The organism is Aureibacter tunicatorum (genome assembly GCF_036492635.1).
GTDB lineage: Bacteria > Bacteroidota > Bacteroidia > Cytophagales > Cyclobacteriaceae > Aureibacter > Aureibacter tunicatorum.
Window position 1 is genome coordinate 3,518,785 of the sequence record NZ_AP025305.1, and the last position, 22,194, is coordinate 3,540,978.

At 39.6% G+C, this 22,194-nt stretch carries 15 protein-coding genes; 7 read left to right on the top strand and 8 right to left on the bottom strand.

Going from position 1 to position 22,194, the window contains the following annotated elements:
* Nucleotides 1-122 precede the first annotated feature (122 nt).
* Nucleotides 123-1,295, bottom strand: coding sequence for a transglutaminase-like domain-containing protein (locus AABK36_RS14785; RefSeq protein WP_309938119.1), 1,173 nt, complete (start codon nt 1,293-1,295; stop codon nt 123-125).
* 487 nt (nt 1,296-1,782) lie between these two features.
* Between AABK36_RS14785 and AABK36_RS14790 the strand changes: the two genes are divergently transcribed.
* The 6 genes from AABK36_RS14790 to AABK36_RS14815 all read left to right on the top strand — a co-directional run bounded on the left by AABK36_RS14790 (nt 1,783) and on the right by AABK36_RS14815 (nt 12,276).
* Nucleotides 1,783-2,748 (top strand): ROK family protein, encoded by a 966-nt coding sequence (locus tag AABK36_RS14790; protein WP_309938118.1) that lies wholly within the window; start codon nt 1,783-1,785, stop codon nt 2,746-2,748.
* Between the two features lie 140 nt (nt 2,749-2,888).
* Nucleotides 2,889-5,156 (top strand): GH92 family glycosyl hydrolase, encoded by a 2,268-nt coding sequence (locus AABK36_RS14795; protein WP_309938117.1) that lies wholly within the window; start codon nt 2,889-2,891, stop codon nt 5,154-5,156.
* A gap of 123 nt (nt 5,157-5,279) precedes the next feature.
* Nucleotides 5,280-7,559, top strand: a complete 2,280-nt coding sequence (locus tag AABK36_RS14800) for a GH92 family glycosyl hydrolase (protein ID WP_309938116.1) — start codon at nt 5,280-5,282, stop codon at nt 7,557-7,559.
* A gap of 167 nt (nt 7,560-7,726) precedes the next feature.
* Complete coding sequence (locus AABK36_RS14805) at nt 7,727-9,976, top strand: GH92 family glycosyl hydrolase (protein ID WP_309938115.1); 2,250 nt, start codon at nt 7,727-7,729, stop codon at nt 9,974-9,976.
* 136 nt (nt 9,977-10,112) lie between these two features.
* A complete protein-coding gene (locus tag AABK36_RS14810; protein WP_309938114.1) occupies nt 10,113-11,117 on the top strand; it encodes a hypothetical protein in 1,005 nt (334 codons plus the stop codon).
* 94 nt (nt 11,118-11,211) lie between these two features.
* Nucleotides 11,212-12,276, top strand: coding sequence for a CNNM domain-containing protein (locus AABK36_RS14815; protein WP_309938113.1), 1,065 nt, complete (start codon nt 11,212-11,214; stop codon nt 12,274-12,276).
* 245 nt (nt 12,277-12,521) lie between these two features.
* On the opposite strand, the gene AABK36_RS14820 is transcribed toward AABK36_RS14815, so the two are convergent.
* The 3 genes from AABK36_RS14820 to AABK36_RS14830 all read right to left on the bottom strand — a co-directional run bounded on the left by AABK36_RS14820 (nt 12,522) and on the right by AABK36_RS14830 (nt 15,506).
* A complete protein-coding gene (locus tag AABK36_RS14820; protein WP_309938112.1) occupies nt 12,522-13,751 on the bottom strand; it encodes a hypothetical protein in 1,230 nt (409 codons plus the stop codon).
* 235 nt (nt 13,752-13,986) lie between these two features.
* Complete coding sequence (locus AABK36_RS14825) at nt 13,987-14,307, bottom strand: DUF6370 family protein (RefSeq protein ID WP_309938111.1); 321 nt, start codon at nt 14,305-14,307, stop codon at nt 13,987-13,989.
* A 458-nt stretch (nt 14,308-14,765) separates the two neighbouring features.
* Entirely contained in the window at nt 14,766-15,506 is a 741-nt protein-coding gene (locus tag AABK36_RS14830; protein ID WP_309938110.1) for a glycosyltransferase family 25 protein, read from the bottom strand.
* A gap of 272 nt (nt 15,507-15,778) precedes the next feature.
* On the opposite strand from AABK36_RS14830, the gene AABK36_RS14835 reads away from it, so the two are divergent.
* Entirely contained in the window at nt 15,779-16,978 is a 1,200-nt protein-coding gene (locus AABK36_RS14835; RefSeq protein WP_309938109.1) for a hypothetical protein, read from the top strand.
* Between the two features lie 201 nt (nt 16,979-17,179).
* Here the strand turns inward: AABK36_RS14835 and AABK36_RS14840 are convergent, their stop codons facing one another.
* The 4 genes from AABK36_RS14840 to AABK36_RS14855 all read right to left on the bottom strand — a co-directional run bounded on the left by AABK36_RS14840 (nt 17,180) and on the right by AABK36_RS14855 (nt 22,190).
* Nucleotides 17,180-18,793, bottom strand: coding sequence for a DUF6029 family protein (locus tag AABK36_RS14840; RefSeq protein ID WP_309938108.1), 1,614 nt, complete (start codon nt 18,791-18,793; stop codon nt 17,180-17,182).
* A 26-nt stretch (nt 18,794-18,819) separates the two neighbouring features.
* Nucleotides 18,820-19,329 carry a TlpA family protein disulfide reductase gene (locus AABK36_RS14845; protein ID WP_309938107.1) on the bottom strand — a complete coding sequence of 170 codons (510 nt, stop codon included), beginning with the start codon at nt 19,327-19,329 and terminating at the stop codon, nt 18,820-18,822.
* A gap of 10 nt (nt 19,330-19,339) precedes the next feature.
* Nucleotides 19,340-20,287 (bottom strand): Omp28-related outer membrane protein, encoded by a 948-nt coding sequence (locus AABK36_RS14850; protein ID WP_309938106.1) that lies wholly within the window; start codon nt 20,285-20,287, stop codon nt 19,340-19,342.
* A gap of 157 nt (nt 20,288-20,444) precedes the next feature.
* Entirely contained in the window at nt 20,445-22,190 is a 1,746-nt protein-coding gene (locus AABK36_RS14855; protein WP_309938105.1) for a hypothetical protein, read from the bottom strand.
* Nucleotides 22,191-22,194: the final 4 nt, after the last annotated feature.

Here is a 22,194-nt window from a genome sequence, read left to right on the forward strand (position 1 = left end):
AAAAAACATAATTCAAAGAGGGGTATTTTAAAATATTTTCAAAAACACAACAACATCTTTAAGACAAAAAAAAAGGCTGCGAATATAAATATTCACAGCCTTTTTATACAAAATTAAAAATATCACTCATTAAAAAACAAGACAATATTGTATTTATCTTCGCTAATATTTAACTCCTCAACCTTAAGCTTTCCAGAGCTATTTTTGTATCTTAAATTATAAATTTTATTTTTCGCTAAATACATGGTTAAAATTTTATTCATGTCCTCTTCCGGAGCGCTTGTCACTCCCTCTCCTTGCAAATTCCCATCCTTATCGAAAACTTGAACTTCCTCGCTCACTCTATTATCGCCAATCTGGCTGCAAACATTATCTTTGAACATTTTGATCTCAACCTTTGCCTTGCCATCAAGCTTAGCTTTCTCCTCTTCATTTTTCTCCTTATATATAGATATGTACCTGTCAGTCACATTTTCCGCATTCACATATTGTATATCAAGATCCCAAACCAAAGGAAAATGCACACTATCACTTGTAGGCTTGAATGAAGTCGCGTAAATCCAGTATTTCTTATCGTTTGGATTCGCCTGTCCAGCATCATTCAAAAACCAAGCTTGATCAAGATCATCGAAATAATACTCCGTGAAATACCAAACGCCATCTATCCAAACCTCCACCCAATTGTGATTTCCTTGTTTTTGAGTCCAATTTGGCGTCCCAGCTATACGAGCAGGAATACCTACAGACCTAAAAGCATCCACCAACAATACTGAAAGTCCTGTGCATGAAGCTAATCCACAACTCATAGACTCTTGAGGCGCTTGATCCGGCTTAGGCCTTTCCGTCGAGTATATCACTTCCAATTCCTCTTTGGCATTTTCATTAATCGCCCTAACTGCCTCTTCTAAAGTCTGAGAATTGTTTACATATTTAGAAAACCTGTCGCGAAAGTCCCTTCTCCAGCTTTCTCTTTTCTCATTGAAGCTGGCATACGGAAGCACATCATTTAAAAATATCTCCTCTGGAATGTTTTTAGCCCAATCATGAGCGTTTCTGGCTTCATAAGCTAGATTCACATGCTCCAGCAAATAATCAGCACTCAATTCCTCTCTATCTCGATCAGGCATATATTTAATTAAAAACTCCATACCTGCTCTTCTGTCTTGCGACACTTGCTCCAGAGCCTTTTTATGTTCAGGGCTCAAAGAACTATTCTCGTTATTTTTCTTGTCGCAAGAAGGCAAAATAATACCAACAACAAATAATGCGACAAACATCTTCATTATGTTTTTCATGAAATTCAAAAAGGTTTAATAAGACATATATATATGTAACGCAAATTACTTCACTATCAACACGCGCAGACTCGCTTCCTAAGAAAAAATCGAATTATCGACTCCCAATTTTAATCATTTTTCAAAAAAAGACCTCAAAGCAACAACTTTTTTAAGAAAAAAATAAAATGTAACCCGAATGTCACCCATTTTTACAATCCAGTGTCAACATCGATCCCTATCATTGCATCACAATCACGGATCAAAAGGGTCTATGGTTGGGTTGTTATTTGATGGGAAAAGGGAAATTAACAAATTAACAATCAGGGAAAGGGCCGCACTGGTTTATGAAAGGGGTAATCAAGGCGCAACCCTTTCCCCACTGCTAAAAAAATACAGTCTTTCAAAAAACAATTACTGTATTTTATTTTATCTTTGATTACGAGGCTTTCCTTGCTTGGGGATTCTCGTTTTTTAACAATATAAAGGTAAATTAAATCTTATTTTGATGAGAAAAGTTGCAATTGGTATAGACATTGGCGGCACAAATTCCGTGATCGGAATTGTTGACGAGAAAGGCGAAGTACTTTCGAGAGGGAATATACCTACAGACAAGTACGACGACATCAATTTGTATGTCAACGAACTTTCAAGCGCCGTAAAGGATTGTTTGAAAACAATAGAAGAAGATATTGAAGTTAACGGTATAGGTATAGGAGCCCCTAATGGGAACCACTATTCCGGCACTATAGAATACGCACCTAACTTGAAATTCAAAGGAGTGGTGCCTTTGGTTGAACTGCTTAAAGAGAAGTTCGACTACCCTGTTATCACATTAACCAATGACGCGAACGCTGCAGCTATCGGAGAAATGATCTACGGTGGAGCAAAATGGATGAAAAATTTCATTATGATCACCTTAGGCACTGGCCTTGGAAGCGGCATCGTCATCAACGAGGAAATGGTTTATGGCCATGATGGATTCGCTGGCGAACTTGGACACGTGATCGTGGAAAAAGGCGGCAGAAAATGCGGATGCGGAAGAAGAGGATGTTTAGAGACATATTGCTCAGCTACAGGAATCGTAAGAACTATTTACGATTTGTTGGGAGACACTATGGAGCCTAGCGTTCTTAGAGAGCAAGTAAGCTCAGGCACGCTTTCATCCAAGTCGATTTATGACGCGGCGGTAGCAGGCGACAAACTTGCTTTGGAAGCATTCGACTTCACTGCTGAAAAGCTTGGCGAAGCGCTTGCAAACGCGGTGGCATTCTCTAGTCCCGAGGCTATCTTCCTATTCGGTGGATTAGCTAACGCTGGAGACATGATCATCAAGCCAACTAAAAAATACATGGAGGAAAACCTCCTGAAAATCTACCAAAACAAGGTGGATATCATCAAATCAGAACTTCCAGGTGCAGACGCGGCCGTTCTAGGAGCTAGCTCTCTAGTATGGCAAGAATTGCGCAAGTAATTCACGCATCTCATTGTCAGCATCATAGAATATAAAAGCCAGCTTTTGGCTGGCTTTTCTCACAACCCCATCTTTATAGTCGTTACAATACCCCGCTCCCCGTCCTTGGGAGATTTGCTAAATATTTAAATTTTCACATTATGTCAAATAGACTGCTCTTATTGTCTTTGACACTTTTGGCTATTGTATCATGCAAAAGCCCCCAAAGCGTCGAAAAATCCCAGCCTAGGGATCTGACAAAGTATGTCAATCCTCTTGTAGGCACAGATGGGCACGGCCATACGCATCCTTCTGCCATGATTCCATTTGGGGCAGTGCAAGTAGGGCCGTCAAATTTCAACAATGGTTGGGATTGGTGTTCTGGTTACCATTACACTGACAGCTCTATCGCTGGCTTCAGCCATTTGCACCTTAGCGGCACCGGCATCGGAGACCTTGGCGATGTGCTTATTATGCCTACTGTAGGCGATAATGGCATGAACAAAGGAGAAATCGCCAACCCAGATACTGGATTCAGATCTCGATTCACTCATGACAGAGAAGTCGCTGAGCCTGGTTATTATTCTGTAGACTTGCTGGACTACAACATCAAAGCTGAAATGACTGCCACGCAAAGAGTGGCTTACCATAAATACACATTCCCTAAATCCGACGAGTCCAATATCATCATCGATTTGAGAGATGGAATTGGTTGGGATTTAGCCAAAGACACTTATATCAAAGTATTGGACGATAAAACTATCGAAGGCTACAGACATTCTACAGGATGGGCCAACGAGCAAAATGTTTACTTTGTCGCTCAATTTTCGAAATCGTTTGAAAAAGCCAATCTATATAGCGACACCGTTTTTCAAAATAATCACGAATTAAAGGATCAATTCGTAAAAGCGAAATTTGATTTCAATACACAAGATGGAGAAACTATCGACATCAAAGTTGGTATATCCGCTGTAAGCATTGAAAATGCTCGCAAAAACATTGACGCTGAAATTCCTCACTGGAGTTTCGAGCAAACAAGACAAGAAGCCAAAGACATATGGAATGAAGAGCTTTCCAGAATAGAAGCTACTCACAGCGATGAGGAAAGATTAAGAACCTTCTACACTGCCATGTATCATGCTTTTCTTGCTCCAATGACTTTCAATGATATCGATGGTAAGTACAGAGGATCAGACAGAGAAATTCATAACGGAGAATTCACGAACTACACGACATTCTCGCTTTGGGATACATACAGAGCGTCTCATCCTCTATTTACAATCGTGCAAAGAGAAAAAGTGGATGATTTCATCAACTCTATGCTGGCGCAATACGACGAGACAGGACTATTGCCAGTATGGTCGCTTATGGGCAACGAAACCAACACAATGATCGGATACCACGCAGTGCCCGTAATTGTCGACGCTTACCTTAAAGGATTCAGAGGCTTTGATGTAGATAAAGCATACAAAGCGATCAAAGCAAGCGCTCTTCAAGATGAAAGAGGCTTGAAATACATCAAGGAAATAGGCTATATCCCTGCGGAAAAAGAAATCGAATCCGTAGCAAAAGCCTTGGAGTACGCTATCGACGACTTTGGAATCGCTCAAATGGCTAAAGCCCTAGGCGAAGAAGAAGATTATAAAATATTCAGTCAAAGAGCAAAAGCTTATCAGCATTACTTTGATGAAAACACAGGCTTCATGAGAGGCAAGATGGCAGATGGCTCATGGAGAACCCCATTTGATCCAGTAAAATCATCTCACAGAGACGATGATTATTGCGAAGGAAACGCTTGGCAATACACTTGGTTGGTTCCTCATGACGTCAAAGGATTGATCGAATTGTTTGGAAGCGACGAAGCTTTTGTCACAAAGCTAGACTCTCTTTTCATCATTGATTCGGGATTACTAGAAGGTTCGTCTCCTGATATCACAGGATTGATCGGACAATACGCCCAAGGAAACGAGCCTAGCCATCACGTAGCTTACCTTTACAACTACGCTGGCAAAGCTTATAAAACTCAGGAAATGACCAGACGTATCATGAGCACTTTCTTTGACGATACTCCTCATGGACTTCCTGGCAACGAAGACTGTGGACAGATGTCCGCTTGGTATGTGTTCTCTTCCATGGGATTCTATCCTGTGAATCCAATGAGCGGAATATATGCTTTGGGTAGCCCTGAGATGGAGCATGTAAGCATTCCTTTGGAAAATGGAAACACTTTCGAAATGACTGCTCATGACAACTCAGCGAAAAACATCTACATCCAATCAGCGAAGCTGAACGGAGTAGAGTACAACAATTCCTTCATTACTCATGAGCAAATCATGAATGGAGGCAAACTAGAACTGTTCATGGGTCCTAAGCCAAATACGGCATGGGCTACGAACACTGAAAACAGACCTTTTTTTAATCAAAAATAAGTTTAGTAGTGGTTACAGGGGCGAGGAGAAATCCTTGCCTTTGTTACTTCAAAAAAGCAGCTCAGCACATGCGAACTGCAATTTGAAGCCGTTGAATTAACAAGTCTCCTAACATATTAGATCATGAAGAAACTACTGATCCTGCCATTTTTACTTTCCGCCTGGATGAGCCAAGCATTCTCGCAGAGCCTTCCAGCTGATTACGTAGATCCATTCATAGGCACGCTCAATTATGGAGCGACAAATCCGGGAGCTATAGCTCCTAGAGGAATGGTATCCGTATCTCCTTTCAATGTTGCCGGCGGAGGCAATAAGCATGAAAAGGACAGCGACTGGAACTCCACTCCTTACTGGAATGACAATCATTTCATGACTGGCTTCAGCCATGTCAACTTAAGCGGCGTGGGTTGTCCCGATTTAGGCGCTATATTATTGATGCCAACTACGGGAGAATTAAATTTCGATCCATACACTTACGGTTCTACATATTCTGAAGAAACTGCCAAAGCGGGCTACTATTCTGTCAAGCTTGACAAGTACAATACGACTGCGGAAATGACTTCCACGATTAGATCAGGAGTTTCAAAATATCATTTCCCAAAAGGTCAAGCCAATGTCTTGTTGAATTTGGGGCTTAACCTGACCAATATCGAAGGTGGAATGTTAAAAATCAACTCCTCCACAGAATTGGAAGGTTTTAAAATGGTTGGAGGATTTTGCTACAACGACCCTAGCACGACATACCCCGTGTATTTCGTAATGGAATTGTCGCAACCTGCCGATGAATACGGCACATGGAAAGAGTTCAAAGAAATCACAGGTTTTGAGAAAAGCTTCGCTCCCTACAATGGAGACTTGATCCAGTCAAAATTCAACAAAATGCATGTAGCTGGAGACAGTATTGGCGCCTACTTCACTTACAACCTTGAAGAAGCTACCGATATTGAAGTAAAAGTCGGCGTATCGTATGTGAGCATAGAAAACGCTAGAGAAAACCTTAAGGCGGAGACTGCTGACAAAGATTTCGCGGATATCAGAACAGAATCAAAAGCAACTTGGAACAACCTTCTTTCAACGATAGAAGTAGAAGGCGGAACTCACGATGATAAAGTAAAATTCTACACAGCACTTTACCATACGCTGATTCACCCTAATACTCTCAATGATGTAAATGGAGAATATCCTGAGGTAGGAACAGGCAATATAGGCAAATTGGAAGCGGGCAAATCAAGATATACAGTTTTCTCACTTTGGGATACGTACAGAAACTTGCACCCATTAATGTCGCTAATCTTCCCCCAACAACAATCTGACATGGCTTCAAGCATGGTGGACATGTATTATGAAAATGGATGGTTGCCTAAATGGGAACTTAACTCTACTGAGACATTCACAATGGTGGGCGATCCAGCAGCGGTTGTAATCGCAGATACTTACTTAAGAGGTATTCAAGACTTTGATGTGGATGGAGCTTACGAAGCTATAATGAAGAGCGCGGAAGCTGGCAGAGATGAAGACTCATTCAATCCTATCAGACCGGGCAATGAAGATTACCTTAGCAAAGGGTATATTTCCACTGAGGCTGAGAGCAAAAGACATAATGTTTGGGGATCTGTTTCCACTACCTTGGAATACAATATCGCAGACTACTCAACTGCCCAGCTTGCCATGGAATTAGGCAAAAAAGATGATTACAAGCGATTCATGAAGCAATCGAAAAGCTATAAGAATTTATTCGACAAGAAAATGAATATGATCCGTCCTAAAAACGCTGACGGAAGCTGGTATGAGCCTTTTGATCCACTATCAGGTGCCAATTTCCAACATACTGTTGGTTACGTGGAAGGAACAGCTTGGCAATACGCCTTCATGGTGCCTCATGACATCAGAAATCTGGCAAAAATGACTGGAGGAAATAAAACATTCATTTCTCAACTGCAAAATATCTTCGACAATGACTTGTTCGATATGGCAAATGAGCCGGATATCGCATATCCTTACTTCTTCAATATTGTGAAAGGCGAAGAATGGAGAACGCAAAAGACTGTTAACGACCTTGTAAATGAGCACTACACGACAAAGCCTGAAGGTCTTCCAGGCAACGACGACACAGGCACAATGTCTGCTTGGCTAGTATACTCAATGATGGGATTCTACCCTTACTGTCCTGCGGATATGGATTACGCTATCACTAGCCCTATATTCGACAAAGTGACAATACACCTTGACAACAAGTACTATAGCGGAGAAAAGATAGAAATCACAGCTGAAAGGGATTCTGAGAACTCGATTTACATTGATCAACTTAATGTGAATGGCAAGGCTCACAACTCTTACTTCATAGATCATTCTAAACTAGTAAATGGCGCCAAGCTGGAATTCAAACTGAAAGACAGCAAATAGCGAAACATACGAGCTTCAGAGCTTATAAAATGAAACTTTGAAGAAGCATTGAGTGATAAAAATCACTTGTCGCTCAATGCCAACCGTAATTACCCGTTATCATAGCAATGCGACCTATTCGATTTTGTGTCTCATTGCGCAAGAGTCGAAATTTATAACCGAACAACATGAATAAGTCATTAAAAAAAATATTTCTATCTCTCGGCCTAGCAGGAGCTTTAATGTCCTGCGCTACCAAGCAAGAGAGCAAGCAAATCATCGAGAAAGAAGATCCGACATCTTTTGTTGATCCTTTTGTAGGAACAGGAAGCTGGGGGCATACGTACCCTGGAGCTACAGTGCCTCACGGAATGGTCCAATTAAGTCCCGACAATGGCACTAGTGGTTGGGATCGTATCTCAGGATACCATTACGATGACAGCACGATTGCAAGCTTCAGCCATACACACTTCAGCGGAACAGGTGTTGGAGACCTTTATGATGTAGCTTTCATGCCTTATACCAAGCCTGCCCAAACAGGAAAAAAGGAACTTGGCGTATACTCTATTTTCAGCCATGACAAAGAATCCGCTAAGCCAGGCTACTACAAAGTACACTTGGACGACTACAATATTGATGTGGAATTAACAGCTACTGAAAGAGTTGGCCTTCAAAGATATACTTTCCCAGAATCTAATCAAGCTCAAATTAAATTGGATTTGAAAAGAGCGATGAACTGGGACGCGACGATGGATACCGACATTCAAATCATCGATAATCAAACGATCGCAGGAAAAAGATTCTCCAAAGGATGGGCTCCTGACCAAAGAGTGTATTTTTACACAGTATTTTCAAAGCCTTTCGATGCTTATGAAGTTGAAGAATTCGATATCAATGGAAAGAAAAGAAACGGCATCGCTCACTTTAGCTACAAGACTAAAAAAGGCGAGCAAATTCTAGTAAAAACGGCTATTTCCTCTGTCAGCATAGAGAACGCTAAGCAAAATATGGAAGCTGAACTTTCAGGTTTTGACTTCGAGCAAGTTGCTTTGGACGCTCATAAACTTTGGGAAAAAGCATTGTCTAAAATCACGATCAAAACCGATGATGAAGAAGCGAAAATCGCTTTCTATACAGGAATGTACCAGACAATGATGGCTCCTACCACATTCAGCGATGTGAATGGAGAATACAAAGGCGTTGACGGGAATACTCAAAAAGCTGAAGGCTTCAAAAGATATGACACTTTCTCGCTTTGGGATACTTTCAGGGCTTTACACCCACTATTCACTATCACTCAGCCTGATAATGTGAATGACATGATCAACTCCATGTTGGCTCATTACAAAGAATCCGGACTTTTGCCTGTATGGTCATTTGCCGGCAACGAAACCAATTGCATGCTTGGTTACCATACAGCTCCTGTGATTCTTGACGCTTACATGAAAGGAATCAGAAACTTCGACGCTGAATTGGCTTTGGAAGCTTTAGTAAAATCGGCAATGCAAGATCAACTTGGCCTTAAGTCTTACAAAGAGCTTGGGTACACAGCGCAAGACGAGCAAGAAACTTCTGTTTCTTATACATTGGAATACGCTTACGATGACTGGTGTATCGCTCAATTGGCAAAAGAACTTGGCAAGCAAGATATCTACGAGCAATTCACAAAGAGAGCTAATAATTATAAAAATACTTTCGATCCAAGCTCAAACTTCATGAGAGCAAGAGATTTGGATGGCAACTGGTCTGAAGGATTCGACCCAATCGATTACAAGAACCATCACTACATGGAAGGAAACGCTTGGCAATACACTTGGTTCGTTCCTCAAGATGTGAAAGGGATGATCGAATTGATGGGAGGAAATGAGAAATTCTCAAACCAACTTGACGAATTGTTCAACACTGAGCATCCTGTTCCGGAAGGCGGATTCCCTGAGTGGATCAGCGGTCTAAAAGGAATTTATGTACACGGCAATGAGCCTAGCCATCACGTTGCGTATCTATACAACTATGCTCAAAAGCCTTGGAAAACGCAAGAAATCATTAGATACATTCTTTCTAACTTGCACAAGCCAACACCTGAAGGCATCGTAGGCAATGAAGATTGCGGTCAAATGTCAGCTTGGTATGTTTTCTCTAGTCTTGGATTCTACCCGGTTAACCCAGCGGATCAAAGCTATGTGATCGGAACGCCTATTTTCGAAGAAGCAACGATCAATCTGGACAATGGCAAATCATTTGTCATCAAAGCAAACAACGTATCCAAAGAGAATTTCTACATTCAATCAGTGACTCTAAACGGCCAGCCATTGAATAAGAGCTTTATCACACATCAACAACTTGCCAATGGAGGCGAAATCGTATTTGAGATGGGATCAAAGCCTAACAAGAATTGGGGAGCGGACGCCAATGCGGTTCCTCCTTCGATGACTAAATAAATCCGAGTTTAATTAAACTACTCATAAATTACATCATCATAAGGGAAGCTTTTCAATAAGCTTCCCTTTTTTATTTCCTTCAAAAATCTGACGGCTCTTTAAAGCATTTTTATCCCTAATGCGTTATTCTTCTTATATGATCGCATCAAAAGCTTTGCTCCAAAACACCAGCCACCAATCCAATGCCCGAAAAGCACGTTTCGGAGGAGCTCAAGCTGTTCAAAAATCCCCCCCGGCGATTCAAATGATGAAAAGCCAACCCAAAGACTCGCTTGAAATGCTCAGCTTTTATCTAAACGCCATGGGCTTCATGCCGGGATCATTGTTGAAAATGGATATTGACCGCCAAGAGAAAATGAGATTATGCTGGGAAAGCGCTGTCTCAACTTATCAAAAAAATCTCGCTAACGGCAAGAGGTATTGCCAACCATTGGAAAGCAACTTAAAAACTTTACAGACCGATCCTAAAAACAAAGATTGGCTCGATAGTCAAACCGAAAAGAGAAAAACCTATACAGAAAAATTCCACAAAAACTATTTCACCAGAGAACTGGAAAAAGCTAATGAAAGTACTTATAGAATAGGAAGTGTTGGGCTTGATTCACATGATCCTGCTTCGAGATCCAAAGCTCAAGCGCTGCCAGAGGAAAAAATGAACTACAGAAATACGGTAGATCTAGACAAAGGAGAACTAACTGGAGGACATAACTTCGCGGTCACCCTCAGTCCTTTGACATTAGAGCCGGATTATTCCGACGGAAATTTGTTTGATATTGCCAGAAAGAGAGGCGAAGGACTGAACAATTCAGAAATTTTCTGGCAACAATATCAATGGGCCTTAAAGCAACATCCTCATGCCAGTACCGCGTCGGCTTTTCCTCAAAAACTCATCCTAGCGGATATTACCAACAAAGAAACGCTACTTACCATGCTAATGGCATTAGAGGGAGAATCTTCTTTTAACTCCTTTACACAAGAAGAATTTCAATATGGAACAGAAGAATGTTACGCCTTATTGGGTTCGACCATTGGCAGAGCCAGCGTGTTTATGCTTAACGATCACCTTGATGAAATGGGCATGCGAATCAAGTCCATCACCATCAAAGGCAATAATTGCCTGATAGTTGAATACGTTGACTAAAAATAGATGATAAAAAAGTCTCGCAAGAAGAGAATTCGCCCAACTTACCCCTTGCTAAATCGTTAATATGACTCTAACCAATTACTAATATGCCATGGGGCTACTGATTTTTTATCTTTGCATTGCCTTATTCACATCATTTCTATGCTCTATACTAGAAGCCATTTTACTCTCAACTCCGATTCATTATCTTAAAATACAAAAAGAGAAAGGCGAGAAATCCGCCTCAAGCATTTTGCATTACAAAGAAAACATCGACGAGCCTCTCTCGGCTATACTATCGCTCAACACAGTGGCTCACACCATCGGAGCGGCTGGGGTTGGCGCTCAAGCGACAATTGTCTTCGGAGAGGCTTATTTCGGCATTGTCTCGGCTATACTGACTATTCTAATACTTGTATTGACAGAAATCATCCCTAAAACCATCGGCGCTCGCTATTGGAAGCAACTCATATTGACATCCGCTCCCGTACTCAAAATATTGATTTTCATCACATATCCTCTAGTCAAGTTATCGGCGATCATCACAAAACTTATCTCCGGCGATACTTCGGACAAAACCACCAGCAGGGAAGAAATCTCCGCTCTTGCCCATATTGGCAAAGAAGAAGGCATCTTTGAGGAGAAAGAAAACAAGATCATTCAAAACCTGATCAAGCTAAAAAATGTGAAAGTCAAGGACATCATGACGCCAAGAGTAGTCGTATCAGTGTCAGACCAAAACATGTCCTTGAAAAAGTTCATGAAGAGCAAAGCCAGCTTGAGATTCTCAAGGATTCCTATTTATTCGGAAAATGAAGAAAATATCACCGGTTATATCTTCAGATATGAAGTCTTTGAGAAACTTGCGGAAAATCAAAACGAACTGCAACTCAAGGATATCAAAAGAGAAATCATCGTGATGCCCAATTCTGTCCCGATCTATGATGCTTGGGAACTTATGCTCAGTAAAAAAGAACATATCGCCCTCATCATCGATGAATACGGCGGAATGGATGGCATAGTAACTCTTGAAGACATCATAGAAACCCTTTTAGGCTTTGAAATTATCGATGAAAAAGACACGGTCACAGACATGCAGGAATACGCCCGCTCAAGATGGAAAGCTAAGCAAAAAGAGTACAAATGGATCAAAGAGTTCGGAGAATCTGAAGATTGATAATCTTCAAACTTTTTATTCAACGATGAAAGCATAGACTAAAAACATTGAATAACTATTGAAAACTTGTTAGCAAGTTTCAACAAGATGAATCAATTAACAAAAAAAGCACTGCTCAAAGAGCAGTGCCACAATCCTACTTTTACAAATTATCAAACACCAAATATGCACATGAAATCTTTAATACTGAGTAAAGTAGATTGAATCCCCTAATTTATATACTACTATTTATTTTGGATTAATCATCAATGAGCATCCTCCTCGCTAGTCTCAGCTCCCAATGTTATCAAACTATATGGAACATGATCCAATTCATGTACCATTACATCGTCTGGATGCTCCAAATCTATTTGCAAAAGTTCCTTACTTGCCGGATCGGAAATGTAGGCATACTTAGCTGAAAGCGCCAGCTGAGGGCTCGTGTTCCCATGTCCTTCTTGAACAGGAATCGCTCCTATCACTTGCTCATTAAACACTTCCGATTTGCTTTCCAAATCAAAATAAATCAATGAACCATCCTGCAACAATAAAGCAATCGTCTTCTTGTCAGTGCTAACCGCAGTTTTCAATATATTGTCATGCATCAAAAGCTCGCTTATGCTTTTAGCCTCCACATCGACAATATACATTCCTTTGCCTCTCACAGCACCCAAGAATTTATTTGCATCATACGTGCTTATCAAAGAGCCAATCCAAGATTCAGCGAAATCTTCCGGATATTCTATAATGTCTTGTTTTCCATCATCGTGCACGATCAAAACACCCGCAACTGAGCCAAAAACAGCCAAATCGTTATTAGACGCGCTACCATGAATGCCCGGTGTTGCAATAGACTCGAAATCCTCAACTCTCTGGCCATCGCCATTTATCAAAATAACTTGTTCAGGAAGGCCTCCCGGATCACCAAGTTTTTCTGTCACAGCATAATTGCCATTCTTGAAGGCTGCCATCGCTCCATGATGAGCTGTCAAGCCCAAATCAAGTTCTCTCATTTCCTCATCCCTGCCAATTCTAGACTCTTTTCCTACAGACAAAGTTCCCGAGCCGTCATTGAAAACCAAAAACTCTCCTAACTTGGATTTCACATGCGTAGGCTTGCTCGCATGCGAATGCATTCCTCCTATTTTAGCCGTTCCTGAATGAGCATGATCTCCATGAGCTTCTATGCCAGAATCAAACGACTCCACATAATCATTTTCCCTATGGGTTATCACCGCATATCTTTTGGAAGATGATGCGTACAAACTGCCTTTGACATACTTGGCATTAAATTCCTCAAACTCTCCAGTTGAAGGATTGAAAAACGACAAGTTTGAATCATCTTCATTACTAATCAATAATCTGACAAATGCATGTTCCCCTTCTTCAACGTGGTCATCATGTTCAACTTCCAACGGATCCTCACTCTTATCGCATCCCCATACCAACAAAGCTATAAATAGCACCTTAAATACATTTAAATGTGTCCGAATCATTTCGTAGTGATTTAGTTATTATTTGAGTGCAATATATAGCCTTAAAAACTTAAATGCAACATTGTTGCATTTAAGTTTTTCTTTTAATTTTGTTTTTTGAAAATCACATCGTTCCAAAAAGAGAATATAAGCAACTGAAAAATAACAAATTACACAAAATCCTATTTCATTGAGCATAAAAAAGCCGTTCTGAACCCAGAACGGCTTTATCAAATATTCTTATAAGTGCCAATTATTATTTAGCCGGGTGAAGATCAAATTTTTTAGCTTTGAATCTACCATCCACTATTTTACCCTTAATATCTGCTTTGCGAATCGCCATGCAATAGCCATGTTCTCCATGAGAATTGCCATGTTGATTGATTCCCACATTATCCACAAAGTAAGCCTTCCCATCTATTTTGACAGCAAGATTGCAGCCTTTGCCTTCCAAGCCAAAATTGCATTGTCCGCAAGAAGCTTCTACATTTTTCAATTCAATTTTCTCATCTTCACTTTGAGCCATCGCGAAAGTCGCAAATAGACTCAAAATCAAAATACTGAATAAATTTTTCATAGTTATAATTATTTGGATTGCTAATAATCTTTTAATGCCTCCAATTTAATCAATCAAGATGTTATAGTCATTTCTTTCATTGAAAAATATTGTTCATATTTCCCTTGACATTTGATTTGCAACCAAGTTGAAAATTCCCTTGCTTGACACTCCAACATAAGCAAATCAACAGGCCTCTGATTTGTTGAGCATATTCTGATCATTAGCACTTGACCCACCCCATTTTATAAATACTTTTGGAGAGGTAACAGTGATAAAAACAGAGAAAATTAAACATTATTTGAAGCAAAAACACTTTTGCCACTTTTCGACTCTGAGCATTGCATCAGATATTTGTATCATAAATAGTTTTATACATGTAAGAAAAATCGATTGTAAGTGTCAGACTACAAATTTGCTTTCTCATTTATTATCTAAAGAAGTAAGCTATTACTCAATATTGCACACTATCAAAGAATTTAATTACAAGAATCAATTAGCTCTCTTGTTGACTCACATTCATAGTCATGAGCAAAAAGAGGAGGGACAGCAAGATAAGCATTGATCTCCTTTTTCATACTTGCATTTTTGATTAGATGATCTGAAATTTGATGAACGGGCTGTTGAATATTTAGTAACTTTTCGGCACCTTTTTTACTTATTCCATAAGCATAGGTTCCATTGCTGCACCCTGCAATTTTTAAGTGTTTTGAAAATGGTTTTGCATACCTGTTCCAGACATTTTTAGGTTTCATTTTTTTTAGACCTACTGAAGCGAAAATAAAATCAAATATTGTTTTTGCCTGTGTCTTCATATTCCACATGTGAAAATCATGATAACCTAAATATATTAAATCCCAGTCGCTAGGAAGCTCTGCAAACACTTTTTCTATAAAATTACTATTTTCAGGCAACAAGATAGAATCATCCTCAAGAATAACAGCACTTTCTCTACTATTACTAATAATATCTAAATAAACATTTTTATGAGCCATAGCTATGCCTATCTCCCCCATCGTCATGTCTTTTTTACTGATGCGAACTTTTTTAGCTAGCTTGCTATCAAACAGTCCCTTTTTCTCCAAATCTTTGACATTTAATTTTCTGCCATCTACTCCAGGGAATCTTTCAAAGTCAAATTTATGATTACTTTTCCTTGAACCATGTATATCAAGAGTAATTATATAAATATGATCAACTACTTTATTTATTGCATGCATCACTTTACAACTAAATTATTTAAGGTTTCTTATTTTAGAGATAGCTCATAAAGCAAAATGTATCTTAAAAGACATCGCTATCTAACTAAACATTGTTTTATGCTTATACTATAAAAAAATAAAATCCACATCACTTTTTATACCACAAAATGCAATTTCAACAAAAAAAAACACTATTAAAAGGTGATTAAATCTTCCCGAAAGGCACCCCAACAAATCCAAACATCAGCGGTTCAATTATTAAGCGAAGGCCTGAATTTATTACCCTAAAGATGCCATTTGAATCAAAAGCAGTCAATCGATCCAAATCCTTAAACAGAAAAGGCCTCAAATCCACATTTGCCAGCGATCATCCCAAAATGATCAAAGCACAATCTCCCCATTGGAACCCAAAGCAAAATAATCATCCCATCCAAAGAATTATCGAGATCGACTCAAGCATTTATGATTCCGAAGACGATCTCCCGTTTTTGATTGAAGAATTAACACCTTTCAACCAAGGAAAAGTACTGAATGAAGAAGAAGTCGCTCTATTAAGAAAGTGGGTGACAAGCCATGGTCCTTATCATTTGCTAGGCGTACAACTATCTACAGGTTTTCATAAAAAATATGAAAGTTTGGAAGAGCTCATGATGGCCATCAAAGGAGACGTATCTTTTACCGAAAACTTAGACTCTGAATCCATGCTGGCTGAAAAAATTTCCAAAAACTTCAAAGTGAATAACCATCTAAAAAAGCTTGCCCGAAAAATATATACGTTTATAGAAAAAGAAAAACATCATTTGGACGAATTAAAAGGCAATAAGAAAGAGTCGGGGAACTTTTGGGAAGTCGCAGGAAGGTCTTATCGAGGGCTTTGGAGATACATTGGCACTCCTTACAATGTCAACTACTGGCTTAGTGGAATCGGCGCCTTATCCAATATGCACGCTTTATTATTTCCAGATCAATCTCCTGCAACCTGCTACAAAGCCACTCTTGCAGATCCTTGCGGCGGCAATGACGATATTTTCACAAGCATCAAACAAGCTTCTCAGCTATACAGCGATCGAGTAGGCAAGCGAAAGTTTCAAACTCCGTATCTGAGGCAAAACGAAGAAGGCAGATTATTTCCGGTGGAAGGGCTCTTTGAAGAATCCGAGCAAAAAAGATACAACACACAATCTCTCAGAGAAAAAGAAAAGTGGACGCTTTTCGCCAGAGAAAACTGTATTCCGATAAGCGCCGGGCCATCCGGAACGATGGATCGCATGTACCGCTTGGCCAGCGAAGCTGATGCTTCAACTGATGAATTATTCGCACTCGCTCTCGCAGGGCATTATGTTTTTAATCTGGTTTACACGAAATTTTCCAGCGACACGCATACTTTCCATGAAGTGATGGATACTCTCCAAGTATATTTAGGAGGCTACTTGCCACTCGATTATTTTACAAGACTTGATTTTGCCCATGCTTGGATATCAGAAGGGTAAGATATCTTATATCTTAAAATAAAATGAAGCCGACAAGCTAATGCCCGCCGACTCAACCTCATCATATCAAACAATAAACTAATTCACATTTATATTTATCACGATTAGTTTTTATGATTTTCTTAATCATTCTCCTTTGTATTTCCTCCAGAGGAAAATAAAATGGTATAAAAAAATCGTGACAATGTCTATTTTCATTTATTAAAAACTTGCATTCAGTGTCACTTTCACGCCATTAAAGGCAGGCTCCAACCTGCAAACTCCTCCACTGCAAACCACTGATTCGGGCTGTTGCACATAAGCCAAGCTCAAACGATGCCTACCCGTATTCCATCCAGCAAAAGCACTCCAATACGCCAATTTTTCTTCCTGATTGCCATAATTGTACATATTGCTTGCTGAAAATGAAAGACCATGCGGCAAGCTTATCTCATAATTCACCCAAGTCCAGCTACCCATATCTTGCTCGGTTTGCATATGGGACAACTCCAATCTCATGGATTTTCTTTTGGCAAATTTCCAAATAGCCTCAGCAAATGGTGTTGTGGCGTCAACTATCCCCAAGTTTTCTTTATTTTCATAAACTCGCTGATTGTATTTTTGAATCTGAAGTCCTCCAATAACGGTAAAGCGCTTGCTTACTTTAAACTTATGCTCGACATACATCTCCTGATACAATCTCAAATTATTGAAATTCCTAATGTCGGAATAATTACCTGATGTCAAATGCTGCTTGTTCCATTTATAATTCACGTCCACTTGCCATGCATTCTCTTCTCTATATTGAGGCGGCGGTGAATAGCGAGCTGTCAGACGATATGAATTGGCTCTGCTAAACGAAGGAATATAACTCAACAAACCATTGTTTTGGCTCTCCAACGGAGATGTTCTAAATTCAAAATTCTCCATCCTACGATATTGAGCAATGATCCCCAAGCCATTGCCAGCCCATGAAAGCGAAGCTAAAAAAAGATCGCCAGACTTGTTCACCACTTCCACTCTAGCATCATCAGTAAACGATGCTTCCTTTGTCTTGAAATTATACTCCAAATTCAAATCGAAGGCGTCTAAAGAAAAACCACTATACATTGAATACACGGACGTATTCGATTTCACATCAAAGGCTTGAATGTCCGTTTGAGCATTTGCAATATCCTGCAATATGCGTTGAGAATCCCCATCAAGCGTTCTGGTTACAACCGAAGCCCCCGGAGAAGCTATCAATTTTCCTTTTTGAAAACTTCCTTCTATGTTAAGGCCTCGAATCGGTGAATCATATACATCCTTAGTCTCCTCAAACTGCAAAGGATCCGCCTTTTGCTTCCCAATAAATCCTTTGGCTATCCAGCCTGGAGCAAATTCGTACTTAAGCTGCAATCCTTGCACCGCGTAATCCAAATGCTGGGCTCGCTCTTCATAGGCTCTAAAAGCCGCGCCGCTTCCAAACTGGTCATAAAAATAACCGACCGCAAACGCAAACTTCTCAAAATCACCCTTCACATACCATGAGCCTATTCCCTGCTGTTCAAGACTTTGATAAGGATCTCTAAGGCCTGAATTGTAAAAAGCGTCATACCTTATTCCCGCAGTAAGAAATTTGTATTGGTAATTAAGTCTTACCCAAGCTTCCGTCGACATCTTTGAGCCTTCATACTGAGGAGGCAATGGGTCAGGAAGCAAAGCGCTATCCTTAACATAAAAATTTTGCCTCACATCGATATCTCCAAAAAAATTGCCCTGCCCTTTCAAGCTCGTTACATTAATGGAAAACATCAATAGCATGAATAGTTTGACAACTAAATACTTATTATTCATAAATCCTTTTCTTATCACATATTTCCTTATTGAACATTTGAAAGCGCCGCAATTTTGCTTTCCAGCTCTTCCTCGTCTCCAGGCACATAACCATTGTGCTGATACACGATTTCTCCTTTAGCATCCACAATCACAACATAAGGCACATTCACAAAATTAAAGGCTCGTTTAGTATCCTCATTGGGGTCCAAATAAACTTCAAACGGCCAACCTTTAGACCTTGATATCGACTTCACCTTTGCCGAATTTCTGCTATTATCAGTGGAAATCGCTATAAATCTGACATTGTAATCCTCCTCCCATTCTTCATACACATCAGAAACGGCACCCAACTCCTGCAAACAAGGCTTGCACCAAGTTGCCCAAAAACTAAAAACAGTTACCTGTCCGTCCTGCGTCAATTCTTTGATATCAATGGTTTGCCCATTCATTGTTTTCACCTTCACGCTTGGCATCTGCTTTTGGGAAAACTGGGCATGGGAATAGCATGAGATGCTTAGCATTAAAGCCAAGCATCCTATTATCTTTTTCATCATATTTCAATAATTACAAACCTACACTTGCTACTTGATGAACATATTTACTGCCTGATTCATGAACAAACACCACTATTGACAAATCTGAAGCGCTCACTCCCGAAGGTTTTTCATAAGTCATCGATTTCATTACTTTATGTCCTAAATCTGTAGATGATGAAGTCAACATATCGCCTTCGGCTTCTGTAAAAATCGCTCTTAAGACATTCTTATGATTATAATCGCTCCCTCCATTAGCTTGGTAGGCACTTGCGCTTTGCTCCACCAACATCACTGTAAAATTCAAGGCCGAACCAATATTCACAAAGTTGTATGTTTCAATGTCCACATTGATTGAGCTCCCATTCATCTCAGCACTCAACTTGATATTGATCGTAGGATCTTTAGCCAATTCCTCATTGATGCGTGTTCTCCATGCGCTGTGTGAAATATCATATCGACTTCCACCAAATTTATTTCGGTTCACCATCCCTTGTGGCACATGCCCAATTTTATAATCCGAATAAATCTGCGCTCCTTTGGATACTGTAAAATCATTTCCAGACAATGATCCCGCATATATTGCCACCGGCACCAAGTCAGCATATTCCATTTCCAGCTGATTCAACACTTGATGCGCGCCTGGACATAGGGGGCAATTCTGTCCCGTAAACTCTTCAAGCAAAACCATTTTCCTTGCTTCGGACTGCAATGGAACATCCGCATCTTCATTGCCTGTATTATCCTCTGTTTCGGAATTATCTTCATTTTCCGTCGTCTCATCCGTTTCGGTTTCGTTCACCTCCTCGGATTCTGTATTGTCTTCAGCATTTTCGTTTTCCTCGTCATTTGCATTCATGTCATCCACGACTTCGGTATTAGGCTGGGCCAATTCTTCGGAATCCTCACTTGCGCAAGAACTTAAAGAAATAGTGAAAGCCAATAAAACCACCCAGAGTAATGTAAAATGTTTTTTCATATCAATGTACTGTATAAATTAAAAATCAATTAGACATTTCACTACTTTGGACAGTAGAATCTTGAATACCTTACACTTTGAAAATATTTTTTTTTCATAAAAAAAGCAGCTGCCAAGAGCAACTGCTATTTATTAATCATATCAATTCGCTATAAGCTTAGTTCTTCAGATCAGTCGAACTCTCAGCGTTTTCCTTTTCTTCCCAATCACCCGGCAGCCAGCTAATATTAAGACTTTTCCATTCACTCATGCTAGGATAAGACCCATCGGGATTCAAAATTTGATATCCTTTATCCATGGCTTCCAAATCCTCCTTAAGCTTCAGCATGTCTTCATAGCAAGTGTGTAGGTCATTATCAAAATCACTATAGCTATTATCTCGCTGATGTTTAAGCACTCCTTCACTCAACAGCAAATTAATATACTGGAAAGTCTTGAATGTCCAAAACACTAAATCAACCATCTCCACATTTCCAAACTTTGCGCTTACTCCCCTGACAAATTCAGTGTATTTGAACACTGGATCGTCTAATTCAGAATCATATACTTTATTTGGAAAAACAGTAAAATGATAAGCCAGAAGCTCTCTTTTGGCTCTTTTAACTTGGTTTTCTTTGATTTCAAATCCACAATCCCTGCCTCCCTGCTTGCTGCTATCTATAAGGTTTTGATGAGCATGAATATATTCATGAGCCAGCATGATTTCCAAGCGATTGAAGTAATAAAAATTAGGATAAACTGCATTGAAAAAACTATTCGTCCCTGAATTATCACCAGGGAAGCCTATTTGATGTACAGATTCAGTATATGGAAAATTAACAGCAATCTCCAATATGAACATGACAAAAGGCTTCTCTGCCTCAGACACTGAATTAGCATCATACAACGGAGTCAATTTATTACTATCAGTTTCAAAAAGTGTGAAAAATTGAGCTCCCCCCTTAACGTCGAGATTTCTCACACTTATATTTGGTATTGAAGGTAAAGATCCAGATCCAATAAAAATACGCTGTGAATTATTTTGTATTTGTGAAGGGTCAAAAATCAAGTTCAAATTCTTTTCTAATACAAATTTTCTCAAAAGGAAATTTGCTTTTTCCTTATCGTTCCATCCTGAGTTTAATATACCTCTATGCCAATCTTCAGCTAACTGATTATACTCATAATATCTCAACATTTGAGAATCAGGAACTATGTCAACATCATTAACAAATCCGGTTACCATACCCAAAGATCTACCATCAAAATCATAAGCCTCCCCTTTGACATTATAGTTGAAGTTTGTATCCTTCAATCGCAGTTTAGAATCTCCTGCGGGAATATCCAAATGCCAAGCATGTCTGATGTATTGCAACTTCTGATTAGGTTTAAAGAACTTCCCTGTAGGAATAGCTCCGATACTACTCTCATTGGAATGAATTATTATCTCATCCTTATTATTTATGGTCTTAACATATAAATTAAGATCTATTTCTCCTTCATCATCAGCAGGAGCTTCATAGTCGAGAATATTATTCCAAGTATGGTCCAAGTCACTCGACATCACTGCTTCCACTCCCACATTAGTCAACAATTTATCCGCGAATACAGAGTGAATACCTTCCTCATCCACGACGACTCCAAGCCTGCCATCCAAGGATTTGATTCTATTCGTCGGTTGATCCGAAGCTGATAACGAAATCCCCTCCACATGACCAAACTTGCTCTGCGCAGGATGCAGCAATATTAATGAATGATCATCTTTCCATTTGACAGAAACGATTTGATCCGTAAGATTCAACACAAAAGGAATCTCCAACTGAGCGGAGGTATTGATCGCTTCTCTTACAGCAAAAGTGGTAAACAATATTTCCTCATCCGTAGGATTATATGAACTTTGGTTCCAATGATTTATTTGGCTCATGACT